The sequence below is a fragment of the Mycobacterium sp. E2989 genome, from assembly GCF_001667595.1.
Classification (GTDB): Bacteria; Actinomycetota; Actinomycetes; order Mycobacteriales; family Mycobacteriaceae; genus Mycobacterium.
The window spans coordinates 79,965-97,877 of sequence record NZ_LZJX01000023.1; the positions used below are offsets into that span (position 1 = coordinate 79,965).

Annotated in this window: 20 protein-coding genes and 2 pseudogenes; 8 read left to right on the forward strand and 14 right to left on the reverse strand. The window is 66.3% G+C overall.

The genetic code is table 11. The features are described 5' to 3' along the window. Positions 1-21 precede the first annotated feature (21 nt). Complete coding sequence (locus tag A5680_RS06005; RefSeq protein WP_055405454.1) at positions 22-318, reverse strand: ferredoxin; 297 nt, start codon at positions 316-318, stop codon at positions 22-24. Further along, entirely contained in the window at positions 315-1,607 is a 1,293-nt protein-coding gene (locus A5680_RS06010) for an NADH-ubiquinone oxidoreductase-F iron-sulfur binding region domain-containing protein (RefSeq protein WP_067817235.1), read from the reverse strand. Before A5680_RS06010 ends, A5680_RS06005 begins: the two co-directional genes overlap by 4 nt. 36 nt (positions 1,608-1,643) lie before the next feature. Here A5680_RS06010 and A5680_RS06015 point away from each other — a divergent pair, with 36 nt between their 5' ends. Further along, the gene (locus tag A5680_RS06015; protein WP_055405452.1) at positions 1,644-2,117 is read left to right on the forward strand and encodes a hypothetical protein; all 474 of its coding nucleotides are present in this window, start codon (positions 1,644-1,646) and stop codon (positions 2,115-2,117) included. 5 nt (positions 2,118-2,122) lie between these two features. On the opposite strand, the gene A5680_RS06020 is transcribed toward A5680_RS06015, so the two are convergent. The 6 genes from A5680_RS06020 to A5680_RS06045 all read right to left on the reverse strand — a co-directional run bounded on the left by A5680_RS06020 (position 2,123) and on the right by A5680_RS06045 (position 7,175). Continuing rightward, a complete protein-coding gene (locus tag A5680_RS06020) occupies positions 2,123-2,989 on the reverse strand; it encodes an alpha/beta fold hydrolase (RefSeq protein ID WP_055405451.1) in 867 nt (288 codons plus the stop codon). Positions 2,990-3,005: 16 nt separating this feature from the next. Beyond that, positions 3,006-3,404 carry a Rieske 2Fe-2S domain-containing protein gene (locus A5680_RS06025; RefSeq protein ID WP_067817237.1) on the reverse strand — a complete coding sequence of 133 codons (399 nt, stop codon included), beginning with the start codon at positions 3,402-3,404 and terminating at the stop codon, positions 3,006-3,008. A 1-nt stretch (position 3,405) separates the two neighbouring features. After that, positions 3,406-4,551: an amidohydrolase family protein gene (locus A5680_RS06030; RefSeq protein ID WP_055405449.1), complete on the reverse strand. Its 1,146-nt coding sequence runs from the start codon at positions 4,549-4,551 to the stop codon at positions 3,406-3,408. A gap of 29 nt (positions 4,552-4,580) precedes the next feature. Beyond that, positions 4,581-5,672: an amidohydrolase family protein gene (locus tag A5680_RS06035; RefSeq protein WP_067817343.1), complete on the reverse strand. Its 1,092-nt coding sequence runs from the start codon at positions 5,670-5,672 to the stop codon at positions 4,581-4,583. A gap of 231 nt (positions 5,673-5,903) precedes the next feature. Further along, positions 5,904-6,788, reverse strand: coding sequence for an NAD(P)-dependent oxidoreductase (locus tag A5680_RS06040; RefSeq protein WP_067817240.1), 885 nt, complete (start codon positions 6,786-6,788; stop codon positions 5,904-5,906). A gap of 9 nt (positions 6,789-6,797) precedes the next feature. Further along, the gene (locus tag A5680_RS06045; protein ID WP_067817243.1) at positions 6,798-7,175 is read right to left on the reverse strand and encodes a carboxymuconolactone decarboxylase family protein; all 378 of its coding nucleotides are present in this window, start codon (positions 7,173-7,175) and stop codon (positions 6,798-6,800) included. A 63-nt stretch (positions 7,176-7,238) separates the two neighbouring features. On the opposite strand from A5680_RS06045, the pseudogene A5680_RS25060 reads away from it, so the two are divergent. The 3 genes and pseudogenes from A5680_RS25060 to A5680_RS06055 form a co-directional block, all read left to right on the forward strand. After that, positions 7,239-7,392: pseudogene (locus A5680_RS25060) on the forward strand (nitroreductase); the annotation flags it as partial. A 119-nt stretch (positions 7,393-7,511) separates the two neighbouring features. Then, positions 7,512-8,522, forward strand: a complete 1,011-nt coding sequence (locus A5680_RS06050) for an acyl-CoA dehydrogenase family protein (protein WP_067817247.1) — start codon at positions 7,512-7,514, stop codon at positions 8,520-8,522. Continuing rightward, entirely contained in the window at positions 8,506-9,681 is a 1,176-nt protein-coding gene (locus tag A5680_RS06055) for an acyl-CoA dehydrogenase family protein (RefSeq protein ID WP_067817251.1), read from the forward strand. The genes A5680_RS06050 and A5680_RS06055 overlap by 17 nt, the downstream gene beginning before the upstream one ends. A 22-nt stretch (positions 9,682-9,703) precedes the next feature. Here A5680_RS06055 and A5680_RS06060 read toward each other — a convergent pair whose 3' ends face one another. The 6 genes from A5680_RS06060 to A5680_RS06085 all read right to left on the reverse strand — a co-directional run bounded on the left by A5680_RS06060 (position 9,704) and on the right by A5680_RS06085 (position 14,117). Then, complete coding sequence (locus A5680_RS06060; protein ID WP_067817256.1) at positions 9,704-10,276, reverse strand: hypothetical protein; 573 nt, start codon at positions 10,274-10,276, stop codon at positions 9,704-9,706. Continuing rightward, the gene (locus A5680_RS06065) at positions 10,273-11,139 is read right to left on the reverse strand and encodes a hypothetical protein (protein ID WP_067817259.1); all 867 of its coding nucleotides are present in this window, start codon (positions 11,137-11,139) and stop codon (positions 10,273-10,275) included. Before A5680_RS06065 ends, A5680_RS06060 begins: the two co-directional genes overlap by 4 nt. 55 nt (positions 11,140-11,194) lie before the next feature. After that, positions 11,195-11,638, reverse strand: coding sequence for a hypothetical protein (locus A5680_RS06070; protein ID WP_197499731.1), 444 nt, complete (start codon positions 11,636-11,638; stop codon positions 11,195-11,197). Between the two features lie 113 nt (positions 11,639-11,751). Next, entirely contained in the window at positions 11,752-13,116 is a 1,365-nt protein-coding gene (locus tag A5680_RS06075; protein ID WP_067817265.1) for a cytochrome P450, read from the reverse strand. 43 nt (positions 13,117-13,159) lie between these two features. Next, entirely contained in the window at positions 13,160-13,360 is a 201-nt protein-coding gene (locus A5680_RS06080; RefSeq protein ID WP_055405378.1) for a ferredoxin, read from the reverse strand. 55 nt (positions 13,361-13,415) lie between these two features. Further along, positions 13,416-14,117, reverse strand: coding sequence for an SDR family NAD(P)-dependent oxidoreductase (locus A5680_RS06085; protein WP_067817268.1), 702 nt, complete (start codon positions 14,115-14,117; stop codon positions 13,416-13,418). Positions 14,118-14,397: 280 nt separating this feature from the next. Between A5680_RS06085 and A5680_RS06090 the strand changes: the two are divergent. The 4 genes and pseudogenes from A5680_RS06090 to A5680_RS06105 all read left to right on the forward strand — a co-directional run. Next, positions 14,398-14,622, forward strand: a pseudogene (locus tag A5680_RS06090) (aldehyde dehydrogenase); the annotation flags it as partial. After that, a complete protein-coding gene (locus A5680_RS06095) occupies positions 14,622-15,827 on the forward strand; it encodes a CaiB/BaiF CoA-transferase family protein (protein WP_067817273.1) in 1,206 nt (401 codons plus the stop codon). The pseudogene A5680_RS06090 and the gene A5680_RS06095, both read left to right, overlap by 1 nt. Positions 15,828-16,220: 393 nt before the next feature. Next, positions 16,221-17,039, forward strand: coding sequence for an ABC transporter permease (locus A5680_RS06100; RefSeq protein ID WP_067817276.1), 819 nt, complete (start codon positions 16,221-16,223; stop codon positions 17,037-17,039). A 9-nt stretch (positions 17,040-17,048) separates the two neighbouring features. Continuing rightward, a complete protein-coding gene (locus A5680_RS06105; protein WP_055400314.1) occupies positions 17,049-17,894 on the forward strand; it encodes an ABC transporter permease in 846 nt (281 codons plus the stop codon). Positions 17,895-17,913 lie beyond the last annotated feature (19 nt).

Below are 17,913 nucleotides of genomic sequence, written 5' to 3' on the forward strand. Positions count from 1 at the left end.
GCGCTCACTACCGCGCCGTGATCAGCGCGTGAAACCCCACTCCGCCTCGTTCTCTTCGGTTTTCAGGTGCGCGGCGGGATCCTCGGCGTCGGTGAGCGGCGGGTGCGGGGCGGGGGAGGTGCGCTCGCCGATCTCGGCAATCGCGTGCACGGGGCAGTCCATCAGGGCGCGCATGACGGCGTCGCGATCGGACTCCGCTACGGTGCCATCGCCGATGAGGGACGCGTAACCCCAGTCGTCCAGTGAGAAGTATCCGGGCGCGTACTTCGCGCAGATGCCGAAGCCGTCACAGACGGTGCGGTCCAGGCGGATCTTCATGCGTGCCTCCGTTCCGCCTCGTAGGGGCGCTCGGCGCGAAACACGCCGCGGACGCAGCCCTGGCAGGTGCCGTCGAGATGCGCGGCGACTTCGGCGGGGAACTGACCGAGCAAGCTGGCGGCCACGTTGGTGGCGGCGTCCAGCGTCGCGCACGCGCCGCGGCCGCGCAGCAGCACCGACCAGCGGCGCAACCGTTCGACGTCTTCCGTCGTGGCGGCGCCGTCGCGCAACGCGCCGGCGGCGGCCGCCATCGCCGCGGTCCCGTTGAAGCACGATCCGCACTGCCCGGCGTTCTCCCGATCGAAGTAGGCGAGTACCGACGCCGCGACGGCGACGGGGCAGTCGTCGGTGATCACCGAGATCGCGCCGCAGCCCAGACCGCTGCCGAGGCGCCGCATGGTTTCGTGGTCCAAGGTCGTGTCCAGCACGGTGCGGTTGAGCAGGCCGGCAAAGTAGCCGCCCATCAGCGCACCGCGCACCTGGTCGTGCGAAACACCGTGCAGCGCAAGAAGTTCCGTAAACGGCAGACCGTGGGGGAGTTCATAGAGGACGGGCGGGCGGCCTGCCCCGGTGATGGTGGCCAGGAAGGTGCCCGGGGACAGCGACGTGCCTTGCGCGCGGAACGCGGTCGAGCCGTGGCTCTGCAGGAAGGGCAGATTGGCCAGGGTTTCGACGTTGCTCACCAACGTCGGACGATCGTCGACGCCGGTTTCGAAGGGGCGCGGGGGCTTGTCCGTCGGCTTGGCCGGGCCGCCGTTGATCGCTCGGACGGCGGCGGTCTCCTCGCCGGCCACATAGCCGGGCGGCACGTGAAACATGCCGACCGTGACACCGCCGAGCGCGCCGGAATCGAGCTCGCCCAGGGCGGTTTCGACGCTGTGCGCAGACTCCGGGTCGGACACGTAGACGTGGGCGCGGTCGGCCTCGACCATCGCGGCGGCCAACCGCAGTCCGTCCAGGATCAGGTGGGGTCGGTTGCGCAGCAGCCAGCGGTCTTTGACCGAAGCCGGTTCACCCTCTTCGCCGTTGGCGACGACGACGGCGCCGCCGGCGACGCGCCCGTTGTCGCGCACCGCGCGCAATTTCACCGCAAGCGGGAAGGCCGCGCCGCCGCGACCGACCAGCCCGCTGGATTCGACCTCGCGCAGCAATTCCTCGGTGCCGGCGACGGGCCGGTACCCGCCGAGCCTTCGATAGGCCGCGAGATCTTCCCGCTGCCCGGCCAGCAGCCGGGGTTCGAGCCCGGGCGGGGTGGCGGTGGTGACGGAAGTGGATTGGGTGGTGTTCACGGCTGGCCTGCCATCGTCTTAGTTAGGCTTGCGCACATGCGAACTGCGGTGGTGCGCGTCAACGTCGACCCGGCGAGCTCCTGCACGGCCGCGCAGCTACGAGACGGCATGGCGGAGCTCCTCGGGCTTGCGCGTGCGGCGGGGGCCGACGTGGTCGAGAACGACCTCGCGGCGATGCCCGCGGGCCGCCGTGAAGTCGAATTGCTGATCGGGGCCGAAGACGTGGAGGCGGCCAGGAGTACGGCGATGCGGTTGTGCGCCAAGGTATTCGCCGCAAAACCGGTCCCGGGGGTGGTCACCTTCATCAGCCGGGGCACCGACGACGACGCGCACGGGGTGCTGTCCGGCTTCGGGCTCACCGGTGACATCGAGCGGACGCCGGGCGACGACGGTTTCGACATTGTGTACGTGACGCTGCGGGAGTCCGACCTCGAACGCATCCCGGAGAGCCGGGTGCACACGGCCCTGGAGGCGTCGCTCAACTGCGAGGTTCACATCCGCACCCGCTAGCGCCGTCACGAGCCGAGGAACTCGAGGATCGCGGGCGCGGCCTGCACCCACGTGTCGAACATGTTGAAGTGCTGCACCCGGCCCGCCGCGCGGTCCTCGGCCGCGCGCTCCCACGCGTCCTCCGGCCACGGCGGATCGATCAGCTTCGATCCCTTGATCAGGCAACTGACCTCGAGCGAGGTCCGCTTGGGGTGATCCATGTCGTTCTCGCCGCCACGAATGATCAACGTGGGCACCTTGATTCGGTCGAACATCTCGTCCTCGACGCCCGGGATCGTCTGCCCCGGTTTGGAGACGAAAGCGTTGAGCCAGCGCAGCATCACCTTGAGGAACTCGCCGGAGTCGAAGTCGAGGAAGCGCTGCTTGTTGTTCGGGTTCTCCTCGATGCGATCGCGCCACTCGGCCACCTTCACCACGCCGTCCATCCCGGTGCCGCGCACCGCGAGAATGCTCGGCACGATGTAGAAAGAGCCGAGCACGAAGGTGCCGTAGATGCCGCCGACGATGTTCCACACCACGAGCTTGGTGACCATCTCGGGGTAGAGCATCGTGGTGAGCATGGAATCCCTTGCGCCGCCGGAGCCGCCGGCGAGAATGCAGCGCTCGAAGCCCAGCCCGGTTACCAGCTTGTGCAGCGTCTCGGCCCGCATGTGCGATTCGCTCTGGCCGTAGAACTGCACATCGGAGGCGCCACAGTTGGGCCGGTCCCACAACAACACGCGGTAGCCGCCGGCGGCAAGCGCGTCGGCAAGCGGGCGCAGGCCCTCGATCTCCTTGCTGAACCGGCCGCCCGGCGTCAGGGCAATGAGATCTCCGGATTCCCCGAGGATTTCGTAGACGACATTTCCCCCGTTGATCTCGATTGAAGGCACCCGAATTCTCCTGTGGTTAGGCCTGCACCAGAACGTCGTTGCCGACGACGCGCACCGGGTAGGTGCGGATACTCCATTCGGGCTTGACCGCGGTGGTGCCGGTCGCCAGCTCGAAACCCCATTGATGCCAAGGGCAATAGATGTACTCCAGGTCGCGAACCATGACCGAGTCGCCCGGGGTGGTCTCGTCGACGATCGTGCGTCCCCGCGCGCGGCCCGAACAGAGCGGACCGCCCTGGTGCGGGCAATAATTGGCGATGGCATAGAAGCTGCCGTTGACGTTGTAGACGCCGACGCCGTGGCGCCCGATGGGCACGAGTTTGTGCTTGCCCGGCGGGATCTCGTCGACCGTGGCGACAACGTGCTCGCGGCCCTGGGCGAGACGGGGCTCGGGCCGCTTGGTGTCTTCCGTCAACTCAGAGCACCCGGGTCTGACCCTCGAGGACCGGCACGGTCTCGGGCAGGTGATAGGTGGCGATGCCGTTCTTGTACATCACCGCGTCTCGGGCCGCCTTGGGCAGGTGCTTGACCAACCAGCGGGGGTCGTCGAACGTCCAGTGTGGGTAGTCCGAGGAGAACAGCAGGATCTTCTCGCACTCCATCCATTCCAACGCGCGGGTCAGCTCCGTCTTGTCCTCGGGATAGTCCAGCGGCTGGGTGGTGAACTTGATGTGGTCCTTGACGTACTCCGAGGGCTTGCGTTTGATCTCCACCCACGATTTGCGGGCCTCATATATCGAATCCATGCGCCACATCAGCGGCAGGATCCAGCTGAACGCGTGCTCCACGAAGACGATCCGCAGCGTCGGGAACCGGTCGAACACGCCGTCGAAGATCAGGCTCATCACCTGGTTCGCCGCCAACAGCGAGTAGGTCACCATGAAGTCGTGGTTGTAGCTGGGGAACCCCACCGGCGGGATGGGCAGCTCGTCGAATTGGCTGCGCGACAGGTGGCAGCTCACGGTGATGTCGTGCTTGGTGGCGGCGGCCCAGATCGGGTCGTACTTCGGGTGACCCCAGGACGGCCGCGGCTCGGCCTTGATCAGGATCTGGGCCATGTAGGGGTGCCCGGCCCATTTCTCGATCTCGCGGACGGACTCTTCCGGCTCCTCGATGGCGCAACAAATTGAACCGCGCCACCGCTGGTGCCAGTTGTTGTGGCTGTCCAGCCAGTGATTGGCCTGCCACTCGTTCAGCGCGCTCGACATCGCGTGCTGCGCCTCGGGCAGGCGCGCCGGGTAGGCGGCGGGTTCCAGGATCGCGATGTCGGAACCGGCCTCCATGATCAGCTGGCGAAACGCCATATCCGGGTCGCTGCAAGGGAATTCGCCGTTGGGGGGAAAGGAGTCCACCCGCATCGCGTAGGAGTGGGCGTAGTCGGGGGCGTCGTAGTAGATCTGCTCACCCACGGTGCGCGTGAGGAAGTATTTGCTGCGCCAGGGCTCGGGGATGTAGGGCAGGAGTTCGCCGCGCTTGGGTGCGGGGTGGACGTCTGAGTCGACGCAGCGGACGGCTATGCGCTCGGCAGCGGGGACCCGCTCCTGCGAATGGGTCAACGTCATCGCAAACTCCTCGGTCTCACGTCGTACTTCTACTGTGCGCCCACCCCGGCGGGGATGTCTATGTTGTAGAGCTGCGCCGCGTTGCGCCAGCACAGCTTCTCGCGCTGTTGCGCCGACAGCGCGCGGGGAAGCTTCGTGATGTCACCGCACTGCCAGTGCGGGTAGCTGGAGCCGAACATCACCATGTCGTCCTTGCCGGTGAAGCCGAACCATTCGCCGGCGAACTCGGTCTCACCGGGGCCGTCGAGGCTGCCCTGAACGAAATACACGTGGCCGGGCAGGTAGTCGCTGGGGATCCGCGGCGCCCATGGCGTCTGCTCCAGGTGGGGCCGGCCGAAGGTGTCCATCCGCCAGATGAACGGCGTCAAGAAGTCCGCCGCTCCGTCGCCCCAGACGAATTTGAGGCCGTCGAAGCGCTCGAACACTCCCTCGGCGATCATGTTCATCAGGTGATAGATGTAATTCAGCGCCATGAAGCTGACGTACTGCTCGTAGGTCCGGGTGTTCCCGTTCGGTGTTGGCGGAAAGGCGATGCCGGAGCCGACTTCGATGTGGGCGGCCACTGGGAGGCCGGCGTCGACCGCGGCCTCCCACAGCGGCCAGAACTGCGGCTTGCCGTAGAGCTCGCGGGATTGCAGGGGGACGCCGATCTGGACCACCCGCGGGTGCCCGCGCCACCGCTCGATCTCGCGCAGCGCGCCGGGGATGTCGTCGGGGTTCACCCGGATGGTGCCGCGGAACCGCTCGCCGAACTCGTGGGATTCCAGCCAGTTCGACACCATCATCTCGTTGTGCGCGGCGTGCAAGGCGCTGCCCAGGTGGCGGTCCGGCATGATGCCGCGCGCCATCGGGTGCAGCACCGCGATGTCGACGCCGCGCTTCGAAAAGAGTTCGCTGGCAACGAATTCCGGGTCCGAGCCGGGGTACTGGCGGTCCGGGCCCTCGGTGTCGGGCGCGTATTCACCGCCCGGTGCCCCGTACCAGTCCATCTCGTAATCGGGGAAGCCGCGGCTCTTGAACGGCTCGCGCAGGGTCTCCCGCAGCGCCTTGTTGGACGGAAAGAAGATGTGCACGCTCGCGTCGATGAGCGGTGTGCGGGTTCCGTCGGCGTGTTCGATCACGAAGGCCATCCATCGGCAGTCGAAGCGACCCCACTCGGGTCATATGATAGATAATCTAACATTTTCTTCAGCGGTCCATCAATGGGTTTCCCGTAAGCGTTTCGTTTAACCATCGCCCCTGGTGGAGGGCACTTTCGCAGTTAGCGTGCAAGTATCGTTCTTAAATCGGAATAATAACATTCTCGTCGTCGCGACCGCAGGTCCGGCGCCGGTCGGAGCGCGCCGACGGACTTACTCGGGCGGGCGGCCCACGGTCACCCCGGCAGCCTTCTCGAAAGGTTTGATCACCGCGGTGAAGTCGGAATCGGCGCCCTGGTCATCCGCGGTCCGCTCCCAGAGGCGGGCGATGGTTGCGGCGACGTCCGTCGGCACGCCGAGCGCCTCCGCCTCCTCCAGATACAGGCGCACGTCCTTGACCATCAACCCGGTGGCAAACCCGTAGTCGAAGGTCCGCGGGAGGATCGCGCGGGGGAATTTGTCGCGGCTCGCGCTGGTCGCGCCCGAGCCGGCGTTGAGCACCTCAATCATCACGCCGGGGTCGAGACCGGCCTTGACGCCCATCACGACGACCTCTGCGGTGGCGGCCAGGACGTTGGCCGCCAGGATGTTGTTGGCCAGCTTCATCGTCTGCGCCGAGCCGGGTTTGGGCCCGACGTAGAAGGGCCGGCCGATCACCGCGAGTGTGGTTCGCACAGCGTCGAATTCGGCGCGCGGGCCGGACACCATGACCGCGAGCGCGCCCTTCTCCGCTCCGCCGACCCCGCCGCTGACCGGACTGTCGAGTGCCGCGATGTTTCGCTCGGCGAGTCGGTCATGGATCTGCACGGCGGTGCGGCTGCCGACGGTGGACAGGTCGACATAGCGCTTGACCCGCGCCCCCTCGAGAACGCGCGTCGCGACCTCGAGCGAGGCGAGCGGCGTCGGGAGGCTGGCCATTACGGTTTCGGTACGGTCGGCGACTTCATTCGGTGACGACGCGGCGCGCGCGCCGAGGTCGACGATGCGCCGCAGCGCCGCCTCGCGGGTGTCGAAGGCGACGACCTCATGGCTTTCCTGAATAAGGCGGCGCGCCATGGGAAAACCCATGTTGCCGAGCCCGATGAATCCCACCTCCACGACGCGGCCCTAGTCCCCTTGCTCGGCGAAGGCCTCGCGCGCGATGCGGAAGCTGTCGACGGCCGCCGGCACCCCGGCGTAGATCGCCACCTGCAGGAAGATTTCGCGGATCTCCTCGCGGCTGACGCCGTTGGTCAGCGCCGCCTTGACGTGCGTGCGTAATTCGTTCGGCCGGTTCAATACCGAGATCATCGCCAGGTTGAGCATGCTGCGCGTCTTCCGGGGCAGCTCTTCGCGACCCCAGATGGCTCCCCAGCAGTATTCGGTGACGAGCTCCTGTAGCGGCCCGGTGAAGTCGTCCGCGTCGGCCAGGGCGCGGTTGACGTACTCCTCGCCGAGCACCTCGGAGCGGACGTGCAGTCCCCGCTGGTAGGTTTCGCGATCCAATGGTCTTCTCCTTCGTCGTGGCGGCGTCGGCGCTTGCATTCGCCCCGACCGCAGTCTCCCATCGCCGCCGGAGACACCGGCCGCCGCGCCCGCACCTACCGGGCGACCTACGAATTGCATGACCCCGCCGGTGAATTCATGTCGGTGCTTGGCCGCCCGCGCCCACGGCCTGGACGCCTGCCTCACCAGCTGGGCGTCCTACGGCGGCGCACTGCTGGCCGACGGTTAACGCCCCCCAACTGCCGTTGGTGAGCTCATGCCCGGATTCCGAGATTATTACTTCCACATCGGAGAATGTTATTCTCGCAATGGCGGTGACGACAGGAGGCGGCGCGGATGCTGTTGGAATTCGATGCTGATCAGCGGCTGTGGCAGAGCACCGTGCGCGACGCCGTCGCCAAGCAGTGCCCGCCCTCGCTGGTCCGGAGCGTGGCCGAGGACAAGGGCGACCCAACGCCCCGCTGGGAAGGATTGTGGAAGGCCTACGTCGACCAGGGTTGGACCGAGCTGAATGACCCCGAGAGCACGGTGGAACTCGCCATCATCCTCGAGGAACTGGGGCACGCCACCGATCCCACCCCATTCCTGGCGACGATGAGTCAGTTCGCGCCGCTGGCGGCCGAGCACTTCGATCCGCACCAGTCGGGCACCGCCGTGTACGCCGGTGTCGTGGCGCACCGGGACGCCGAGGGTTGGGTGCTGGACGGGACCGCGCGCCATGTGCTCGACGGCGATCGGGTCGACCGGTTGGCGGTGGTGACCGACGCCGGGGTATTCCTCGTCGGGGCCAATCAGGTAACCGCCCGGCGGGTCGCGGTGTTCGACCCCGTCCTGCACGTCGCCGACTTGTCGTTCAACGAAGTCCGCGTGCTCGACACCGCCCGCCTCGCCGTCGATTGCGAGCGCGCGCGCCATATTGCCTTGACGGGCATGGCGATCACGATGGTCGGTGCCTGCCAACGCATCCTCGATCTGGCGCTCGAACACGTGCGCAGCCGTCAGCAGTTCGGTGTGCCGATCGGCTCGTTCCAGGCCGTCCAGCACAAGGCGGCCGACATGCACGTCGCGGTGGAACGCGCCCGGGCCCTCGCGTACTTCGCCGCGCTGACGATCGCCGCCGACGATCCGCGCCGCCGGCTGGCGGCGGCGATGGCCAAGGCGTCGGCGGGCGAATGCCAGTCGCTGGTGTTCCGGCACGGCCTACAGCTGCATGGCGCAATGGGATTCACGTGGGAGAACGATCTGCAGTTCGCGCTGAAGCGGGCCAAAGCGGGTGAGCTGATGCTCGGCGGCGCGGCCGAGCACCGGGCGCGGATCGCGGAGGAATACCGTGCAGCTGACTTTTGATTCCGACGTCGAGGAGTTCCGGGCCGAGTTTTCGGCGTTCCTCGACGAAAACCTGCCCCCCGCAAGCGAAACGCTCGAGCGACCGCGCTCCGTCTCGCACATGCCGCAGTGGGCGCGCGACTGGCAGCGGCTGCTGTTCGACAACGGCTGGCTGCTGCCGAGCCAGCCGCCGGAGTTCGGCGGCCGCAACGCGACGGTCATCCAGCAGTTCGTTTACCTCGAGGAACTCAGCCGCCGGCGGATCTACCACAGCTTCAACCCGCAGGGCGTGAATATCGTTGCCGCTTCGCTGTTGTCGTTCGGAAGCGACGAGCAGAAGCGGCGCTGGGCCGTGCCCATCCTGCGGGCCGAGATCACCGCGTCGCTGGGGATGAGCGAACCCAGCGCGGGCTCCGATTTGGCGTCGCTGCGCACGCGCGCGGTGCTGGACGGTGATCACTTCGTGGTTAACGGGCAGAAGGTGTGGACCTCGGGCGCCCACGATGCCGACGTGTTGTTGACGTTCGTGCGGACCAATCCAGATGTGCCGAAACACAAGGGAATCAGCGTGCTGATCATCCCCACCGACACCCCCGGTGTGGTGCGCCGGCCGTTCCCGTCGATCTGCGGTGCCGACGACCTGGATTTCAATGAGGTCTTCTTCACCGATGTCCGCGTGCCGGCGGAGAATCTGGTCGGTGAACTCGACCAGGGCTGGCGGGTCGCCAACGGTTCGCTGGGCCACGAACGCACGATGATGTGGCTGGGTTTCGCCGATCGACTCGACAACATGATCGACGACTTCCACCCCAGCACCGAGGTCGAGCGCGATCAGTACGCCAGCACGATCATGGACAAGCAGGCGCTGCGGCTGCTGGGTTCAGTGGCCCTGGCCCGCGCCGCGCGCGGCGAAGATGACGTGGCGGCGATCTCGGTCCTGAAGCTGCTCGGATCCGAGGCCGAGCTGCGCGGCATGGAGCTCGCGCTCACGTCGGCGGGATCCGACGGGCTCGTCCATCCCGGGCTGACGGGGCCGTACGCGCACATGAACCTCGACCACTACTTCGCCAGTTGGTTCGAGCGCTACGCCCGCAGCTTCTCCGGCACGATCGCCGGGGGCACCTCGGAGATCCAGCGCAACATCATCGCCCAACGGGTGCTCGGGCTCCCGCGAGGCTAGCCGCCCCGGGCAATGCGGCGGGCTAGACCGGGTCGAACTTGGTGATCAGCCACTGGCCGTTGACCCGGGCCATACTCACCAGCACGCTGCTGGACGCCATCGCGGGGTCCGGGTTGTCCTTGCTGGTGGTGCTCTGGTCGACCAGCACCAACACGACCGCCGAGTCGGGCCGCAATTCCGAGACGGCGGCGCCTATCACCCGGGCGCTGGTCTTCAGCGACTTCTGTTTGGCCGCCGGCGCGACGATCTGGTCGGTGAATTGGTTGTAGTACGACAGGAAATCGCCGGACAGGTGCGTCTTGGCGGCGGCGAAGTCCTTGTCGAGGGTGTCGGGCGAATACGACAGCAAGGCGACCGTTCCGTCGGACGCCGCGCTTACGACCGTGTTCGCGACGCGGGTGTCGGTTTGTTTATCGGGCCGGTATTGCTTGAAATACAGCCAGGTCGCCACGCCACCGGAAATCAACAGCAGTGAAATCAGGATGACGGGAACGGCTTTCACTTGCCGCCGCGCGCGAGGCTCGCTGCTTTCACCGCGGTCGGTCTGTTCGGCAGAGTCGTCGGCGGTGTCGGTGCTCTGCTTGTCCTCGCTCATGGGATGAACTCCACGTTGGACATCTTGTATTGCCCGGCTTCGTCTTTGACGGTCACCTTGAGTCGCCAATTGCGCGGTTCGTCTTTGGCGCCCGCTGCGTTGGTGATGTGCGATGTCGCCGCGACGAGAACCAACGCGAAATCCCCGTTTATGGATTGCACGGCCGCCGCATTCACGGTTCCCTGCGTGACCACTTTGGACTGCTCGACGACGGTCGTGAAATCTTTTGCACGGGCCTGGAAGTCGTCCCGGAACTGGCCGGTCGAGCTGTCGATCACCCGCTGGACGTCCTCCTTAGCCTTATTGAAGTCCATGGAGGTCAGGTTGACGACACCCTGGCGGGCCCCCGCGATGAAGTTTGCGGCGCGCTGATTGCGCTCGACGGTTTCATGGCGGTTCCACATCATGTATCCGCTGGCCGCCGTGAAGGCAACGATGAGCACGATGGCGGCCGCTTTCCACGCCACCGACAGCGATGGCAGGTGCAGCCGCCGCCGGGGCCGTGCGGGCTCGGCCTCCGATTCCGCGTCTTCCGGGGGCTCGTCGGACGCTTCCTCCTCGGTCTCCGGTTCGTCGGCATCCGTGGCTTCGACAGTTTCGGTGACGTCGTCCTCGACCTCCGCTTCGGCGGTGCCGGTTGCGTCTTGGTCGGCGTCCGGCGATTTGTCCTCGCCGGATTCGGCGGCCGCAGCGTCGTCGGCCGCCTGCGCTTCGCGGCGGAGCCGGGCGGCACGAGCGCGGGCGCGCGCCGCGGCGGCCAGCGCTTCGGCTTCGGCTGCCTCGGCCTCGGCTTCCTCGAGTAACGCCTTCACGTCCGTTTTCGAAGTGGCCGAATCGTCCCGCGTTTTCTTTGCCTCAGCCATCGTGCTTAATGCCCGCAGCCCTCATGATCAACCGACTCCTGTACCTCTCACGCGGCTACCATCGCACGAGCGAGAACGGCCAACTGCTGGTGCCCCCCGGTCCGCCGCCGCAGCCGGTGTCGAACGTCGAGTCGACTTGACCGGCCAGCGTCACCGCATCCCACGAGTACACGTCGTGCGAGGGAAAGAACTGGACCACGCAGCGCACACCGTCGGGCACATCAACGGACAGGGTATAGCGGCCGTTGGACAGACGGGCGTCTCCCCGGTAGGGCGCCGCTTGCCCGTTGGGCTGCGGAGTTGCGTACACGCTCACGCATTCCGGTTCCGGGTGGGCGCACGGGTTGATCGACCAAATCCAGCTGTGGCCGGGGTCCCGGGTCGTGTCCACCCTGTAGTTGGCATACGGCATGCCCGCGTGGGCGTTGGGCGGGACAGTCAGCGCGACCATGGCAAGCGCAAGGCTCACTGCGAAAGTCTTCACCGATGCGTCTCCCATCTCTGCATACGCGCTTGGCCCAAATATAGGGTGCGGCCACCGTGAACAGGGCTACTCGTAATAATTGGCGCCGTCGGCGTCCGGCTGTCGCCGGGGTGAAGTCGCGGGCCCACCTAGTTGATTACCGCGGCTTCCTTGCGTTCGGTGATCGGCCTGGCGAGCTCTTGTTCGTCGCAGATGCGCTGCAGCTTCTCCAGCGTCTCGTCGAGGCCCGCGCCGATTTTTCGGCCAGGGGTGAAGGTGGCCGGCAACTTGCGCATGCCCTGGATGACGCCGATGGTCTCGTAGTGAACGGTGCCCTCGGGGTCGCACTTGTAGTCGGGCATCCGGTCCAGAACCGCGGTCAGCATGGATTTGAACACGGTGCGTGCCACGTTCGATCCGGCGCACCGGTGCACGCCCAATCCGAAGCTGAAGTGGCGGTTGCCTTTACGGTCCAGGACGATGTCGTCCGGGTCGTGGAACACCGCCGGGTCGCGGTTGGCCATCGCCCAGGAAATCCATAGGCGCTCCCCCTCTTTGAATCGCGTGCCGTCGAGTTCGACATCGTCGGAGAATGTGCGGCCGTCGCCGGGTGCGGGGGTGAAGTAACGCAGGAACTCTTCGGTCGCGGGGTCCAACAGGGTCTTGCGTTGCTCGCTGAGCAGTTCGCGTTCGGCGGGGTGCTCGGAGAGCCATTCCAGCGAGTGGGCGGTCAGCGCGGTGGTGGTGTCGAATCCACCCCCGATGACCAGGCCGAGGTTGCCGAGGATCTCCAGATCCGGGGCGGGCTCGCCGTCGATGCGCATCTGCAGCAGCGCGTTGACGATTCCGGGCCGCGGGTTCTCGCGAATCTCGATCATGGTGTTGACCATGTCGAGCCCCATCTGGCGGTGCATCTCGGTGACGCGCTCGATGTCCGGGGAGTGCTCGGGGGTGTAGACCGCGGCGTGCACCGGCTCGCTGTACATGTTCCACTTCTTCAGCGGAATGCCCAGCATGGCCAGCGTCAGGACGGCCGGCACGATGTTGGCCAGGTCGTCGACGAAGTCGATCCTGCCCTCCTCGATCTTCTCGTCCAGGCAGGCGCGCGTCACGTCGTCGATGAAGGGTTCCCAGCGCTTGACTGCGGCGGGCGACAGGTAGGGGTTGAGCACCGTGCGATAGATGCGGTGCTCGGGTTCGTCCATCTCGAGGATGCCGCCCCGGACCGCGCTGACGCGGCTGGCGGTGGGGATCGAAATGCCTTTATAGCCGCGGCGTTCCCCGTGGATGTCGTGATCGTTGGACACCGCGGGGCAGCGGGCCAGCTCGAAGACCTCGTGGCTGCCGGCCGCGACCCAGTGCCCGCCGTAGGTGTCACTCCATGCCATCGGGCACTTGGCGTGCATCTCCTTGGTGATCGCCTTGAACTGCGACCGGTACTCCGGCGAATGCCGGTCGAAGTGGAAGGTGTTTTTCTTGCGGTCGCTGCCGCTGACGACGTCGTCGACACTCAACGCTCTGTCTCCCTACGTGTTTCGTCGGTCAGTATCTGCCGGCTCAGGCGTCGTCGGTGATGATGATGGCCTGCTCCGGGCAGGATTGCGCGGCTTCACGAACCTGGTCCTGCCGATCTTCCGGCACCACTTCATCGACCGCGGACGAGCTCCCATCGATGTCGCTGAGCTCGAACGACTCCGGCGCGATCATCGCGCACAGGGTGTGGCCCTGACAGCGCTCCGGATCAACCCAGACCTTCACGGTGTCTCCTTGCGGTGGTTCGTTGGGGCTCGAGTACTCGCCGAGGCCGGACGGCTCAGGTGTTGCGCCCGCCGTTGACGCCCAATATCTGCCCGGTGATGTAGCCGGCTTCCTCGGATATCAGGAAGGCGCAGGCCGCCGCGATGTCTTCCGGCCTGCCGATCCGGCGTACGGGGGTTCGGGCGATGGTTTCGTCGATGTCGCCCAGGAATCCCTTCTCCGCCGCGGCGCGCAGCATCGGGGTGTCGATGAAACCGGGTGGCACGGCGTTGACGGTGATGCCGCTGGGGCCGTATTCGAGTGCCAGGGATTTGGTGAGCCCGTTGACGGCGGACTTGGCCGCCACGTAGTGACTCATGTAGGGCGCGCCGGAATGCGTGCTCGACGAGGAGATGTTGACGATCCGCCCCCAGTTCGCCTCGAGCATGTCGGGCAACACCGCCTGGATGGTGTGGAAGACCCCGTTGAGGTTGACGTCGATCACCCGCTGCCAGTCGTCGAAGGTGATGTTGTTGAAGCGCTTGAATCCGTCCAGCCCGGCCGCGTTGACGAGCACGGTGACCGGCCCGAGCTGGGCGCGGATCGCCGCCAGGGCGGCATCCACCTGCGATCGGTCGGTGACGTCCGCGGTAAAAGAGTGGTCGTCGTCCGAGGGCCGGAGGTCGATCGTGGCGACGTCGAGGCCGTCGGCGCGCAGCCGTTGCACGACGGCAAGACCGATGCCGGACCCGCCACCGGTGACCACCGCAGTCTTCACGTTGAGACCTTTACTCCCGGGGTGACCGTCTCAGCCACAAAGAATCTCGCTTACAATTATGAGAACCTTACTCTCAGGCCGAAGCGGCGTGCAACACGCTCGGGAAACCCTGTTTGGCCTGCGTCAAACTGCGGTGTCTCTCACCCGGCCGACGGTTGCGGCGCTGGTCAGTGGCCCGGTCCCATTCCTGAGAGTTTCTTGAATTATCGAGACTCGAATGTAAGATTCGCCGGGAAGGAGAATGAAATTATCGTGACCGTCACCACATTAGGGAGTGCGGATGCCTGCCCAGAACACGGCAGAGCCTGCGATCACAGCGACCATTGAGAACGCCGCGCCCGAGTCACCCGTCGACCGCCGGCTCTTGATCGGTGGCCGACTGGTCGCCACCGACAGGACGTTCCCGTCCAGCAATCCCGCGACCGGCGCCGTCATCGGGTACGCCCCTGACGGGGAGTTCCTGGAGCGCAAGACGTTTGCGGTGCCGGCGGCGGTGGCCCGGGCATGAGGCCGCTGGAGGGGATCCGCGTCCTGGAAGTGGCCATGTACGGCTTCGTCCCTTCGGCCGGCGCCGTGCTCGCCGAGTGGGGCGCGGATGTGGTCAAGGTCGAGCACGCGGTGACGGGCGACCCCCAGCGCGGACTGCGCCAGACCGGCATGCTGCGCGTCGAGGGCGACCCGAACCCCAACATCGAGCACGCCAACCGGGGCAAGCGCAGCATCGGCCTGGACATGTCCGTGCCCGAGGGCAAGGAGGTGCTCTACGAGCTTGCCCGCCGGGCCGATGTGTTCTTGACCAGTTTTCTTCCCGCTCACCGGAAGAAATTCGGCATCGACGTCGAGGACATTCGTACGGTCAACCCGAAAATCGTCTACGCCCGCGGGAGCGCGCTCGGTCCGCGCGGCCCCGAGTCAGAAAAGGGCGGCTACGACATGACCGCGTTCTGGTGCAGGGCCGGAACCGCCGCGACCATCACCCCGGCGGGAATGCCCGGCATGATCGCGCCCCCCGGCCCGGCATACGGCGACACCATCTCAGGCACCAACCTCGCCGGCGGCATCGCGGCGGCGCTGCTCAAGCGCGAACGCACCGGCGACCCGTCGGTCGTCGATGTGTCGCTGCTGGGCAGTGGCTTCTGGGCGATGGGCCACACGGTCGCGCTGACAAAGCACTTGGGACAGCGGATGGAAGCGCCGCCGCCGGGCGTGCACGGCGCCCCGAACAATCCGTTGGTGGGCCTCTACACCACGTCCGACGGCCGCTACATCTCGTTCGTGATGATGCAGCCCACCAAGTTCTGGGCCGACGTGTGCCTGCACGTCGACCTCCCGGAGCTGGCCGACGACCCCCGCTTCGCCACCGTCGAATCGATCGCCGCCAACACCGCCGACGCCGTGGAGATGCTGACGAAGGCGATCGCGACCCGCACGCTGGCCGAGTGGAGCGACCGCTTCGCCACGCTCGCCGGGCCGTGGGCCCCGGTGCAGGACACCCTGCAGGCCGCGGACGACGCGCAGATTCGGGCGAACGAGTACATGGTGCGCGCGGGCGAGCTGGAATTGGTCGCCAACCCGGTCCAGTTCGACGTGGCGGCGCCGCGGACTGGTCCGGCGCCCGGCTTCGCCGAGCAGACCGACGAGATCCTGATGGAACTCGGGCTCGACTGGGACCGCATCATCGAGCTGAAGACGGCCGGCGCCGTCACTTGAGTACGACAGCGACCGGAGGTGTCCCACATGTTCGAGCCAGCCGTCGCGTCGGTCGCGCCCAAGTCGCCCCGGCTGAGCGGCGAGCTGATGGCTTGTCCGATAACGGTTATGCGTTTTCCATTCCGCCCGGACTCGGCATGAGTCATAATCGCCGGACGCTTCAAGACATGGGGCCCCACGTTTTGATGCGCGACTCACGCAACAGAACGGAGGGCCTGGCGTGAGGATGGACAGTGCTGTCATGCCCGACGTGATCGCTGAATTTGGGCTGCCGACTGGGCGTTTCGCCGTCGACTGCTTGCCCTCGTGGCCGTTGCCTCAGCCGAATCTACCGCAGCCCGCACCCCACAACAAGACCATCGGTCTCATAACTCAGGAAAGGACCTGAGGCCGATGGCAACAAGGGGAGCAGACCGCTGGTCCGCGGGATTGCCTCAGCTGAAACTGAAATGGGACATTTCGGGGCCCATGCAGGCGGTGGGCGCCCTGTCCGCGATGTCGGCCGATGCGGTCAAGTTCGTGTTCCGCCGGCCGTTCCAGTGGCGGGAGTTCTTGGAGCAGTCCTGGTTTGTCGCGCGGGTGTCGCTGGCCCCCACCCTCTTGGTCGCGATCCCGTTCACCGTCCTCGTCAGCTTCACGCTCAACATCCTCCTGCGGGAACTGGGCGCCGCGGACCTATCCGGTGCGGGCGCCGCGTTCGGTGCGGTCACCCAACTTGGACCGCTGGTCACGGTTCTCATCGTCGCGGGCGCGGGCGCCACCGCGATGTGTGCCGACCTGGGGGCGCGAACAATTCGGGAAGAGATCGACGCGATGGAAGTGCTGGGCATCAACCCGGTGCAGCGGCTGGTCACCCCGCGCATGCTGGCCTCCGGGTTGGTCGCCTTCCTGCTGAACAGCCTCGTCGTCATCATCGGCGTGCTGGGCGGCTACGTGTTCTCGGTGTTTGTGCAAGACGTCAACCCCGGCGCGTTCGCCGCGGGCATCACCTTGCTCACGGGCGTGCCCGAGGTCATCATTTCGTGCGTCAAGGCAGCGCTTTTCGGCCTTATCGCCGGCCTGGTCGCCTGCTATCGGGGCCTGTCGATCACCGGTGGGGGCGCCAAAGCCGTTGGCAACGCGGTCAACGAAACCGTGGTTTATGCCTTCATGTCCCTGTTCGTCGTCAACGTGGTCGTCACCGCGATCGGCATCAAGATGACGGCGAAGTAGGGGCTGCCAATGGCGCTGAGGGCCGCATATCCGCGTTTGTTCCGCCAATTCGAGAGGCCGGTCGCCTCGTTGGGCCGGATTGGCGACCACACCCTGTTTTACGGCAAGGCGCTCGCCGGGGTGCCGTTCGCGGCCACCCACTACACGCGCGAAGTCGTTCGCCTGGTGGCCGAGATCAGCATGGGCGCGGGCACTTTGGCGATGATCGGCGGAACCGTGGTGATCGTCGGCTTCCTGACGCTGGCGGCGGGCGGCACGCTGGCCATTCAGGGTTACACCTCGCTGGGCAACATCGGGATCGAGGCGCTGACGGGCTTTTTGGCCGCGTTCATCAACGTGCGCATCGCGGCGCCGGTGGTCGCCGGGATCGGGCTGGCGGCGACCTTCGGCGCGGGGGTGACCGCTCAGTTGGGCGCCATGCGGATCAACGAAGAAGTCGACGCGTTGGAAAGCATGGCCATTCGGCCGGTTTCGTACTTGGTCAGCACCAGGATCCTGGCGGGCATGATGGCGATCACGCCGCTGTACAGCATCGCCGTGATCCTGTCGTTCTTGGCCAGCCAGTTCACCACTACGTTCCTGCTCGGGCAGTCGCAGGGGCTGTACCAGCACTACTTCAACACGTTCCTGAACCCGATAGACCTGTTGTGGTCGTTCCTGCAGGCCATCCTGATGGCGCTCACCATCCTGCTGATCCACACGTACTACGGCTATTTCGCCTCCGGCGGGCCGGCCGGTGTCGGCAACGCGACCGGCAACGCCGTGCGCACCTCGCTGATCGTCGTGGTGTCGGTAACGCTGTTGGTCTCGCTGTCTATCTACGGTACGAACGGCAACTTCAACCTGTCCGGTTAGTAAAGGAGGTGAAAGGGCA

What these genes read in the sequence shown, in the direction of transcription:
- A5680_RS06005 (WP_055405454.1), bottom strand. Translation starts at nt 318, where the DNA reads ATGAAGATCCGCCTGGACCGCACCGTCTGTGACGGCTTCGGCATCTGC.
- A5680_RS06015 (WP_055405452.1), top strand. Translation starts at nt 1,644, where the DNA reads ATGCGAACTGCGGTGGTGCGCGTCAACGTCGACCCGGCGAGCTCCTGC.
- A5680_RS06030 (WP_055405449.1), bottom strand. Translation starts at nt 4,551, where the DNA reads ATGACGTTGACCCATTCGCAGGAGCGGGTCCCCGCTGCCGAGCGCATA.
- A5680_RS06050 (WP_067817247.1), top strand. Translation starts at nt 7,512, where the DNA reads ATGCTGTTGGAATTCGATGCTGATCAGCGGCTGTGGCAGAGCACCGTG.
- A5680_RS06060 (WP_067817256.1), bottom strand. Translation starts at nt 10,276, where the DNA reads ATGAGCGAGGACAAGCAGAGCACCGACACCGCCGACGACTCTGCCGAA.
- A5680_RS06065 (WP_067817259.1), bottom strand. Translation starts at nt 11,139, where the DNA reads ATGGCTGAGGCAAAGAAAACGCGGGACGATTCGGCCACTTCGAAAACG.
- A5680_RS06070 (WP_197499731.1), bottom strand. Translation starts at nt 11,638, where the DNA reads ATGGGAGACGCATCGGTGAAGACTTTCGCAGTGAGCCTTGCGCTTGCC.
- A5680_RS06095 (WP_067817273.1), top strand. Translation starts at nt 14,622, where the DNA reads ATGAGGCCGCTGGAGGGGATCCGCGTCCTGGAAGTGGCCATGTACGGC.
- A5680_RS06100 (WP_067817276.1), top strand. Translation starts at nt 16,221, where the DNA reads ATGGCAACAAGGGGAGCAGACCGCTGGTCCGCGGGATTGCCTCAGCTG.
- A5680_RS06105 (WP_055400314.1), top strand. Translation starts at nt 17,049, where the DNA reads ATGGCGCTGAGGGCCGCATATCCGCGTTTGTTCCGCCAATTCGAGAGG.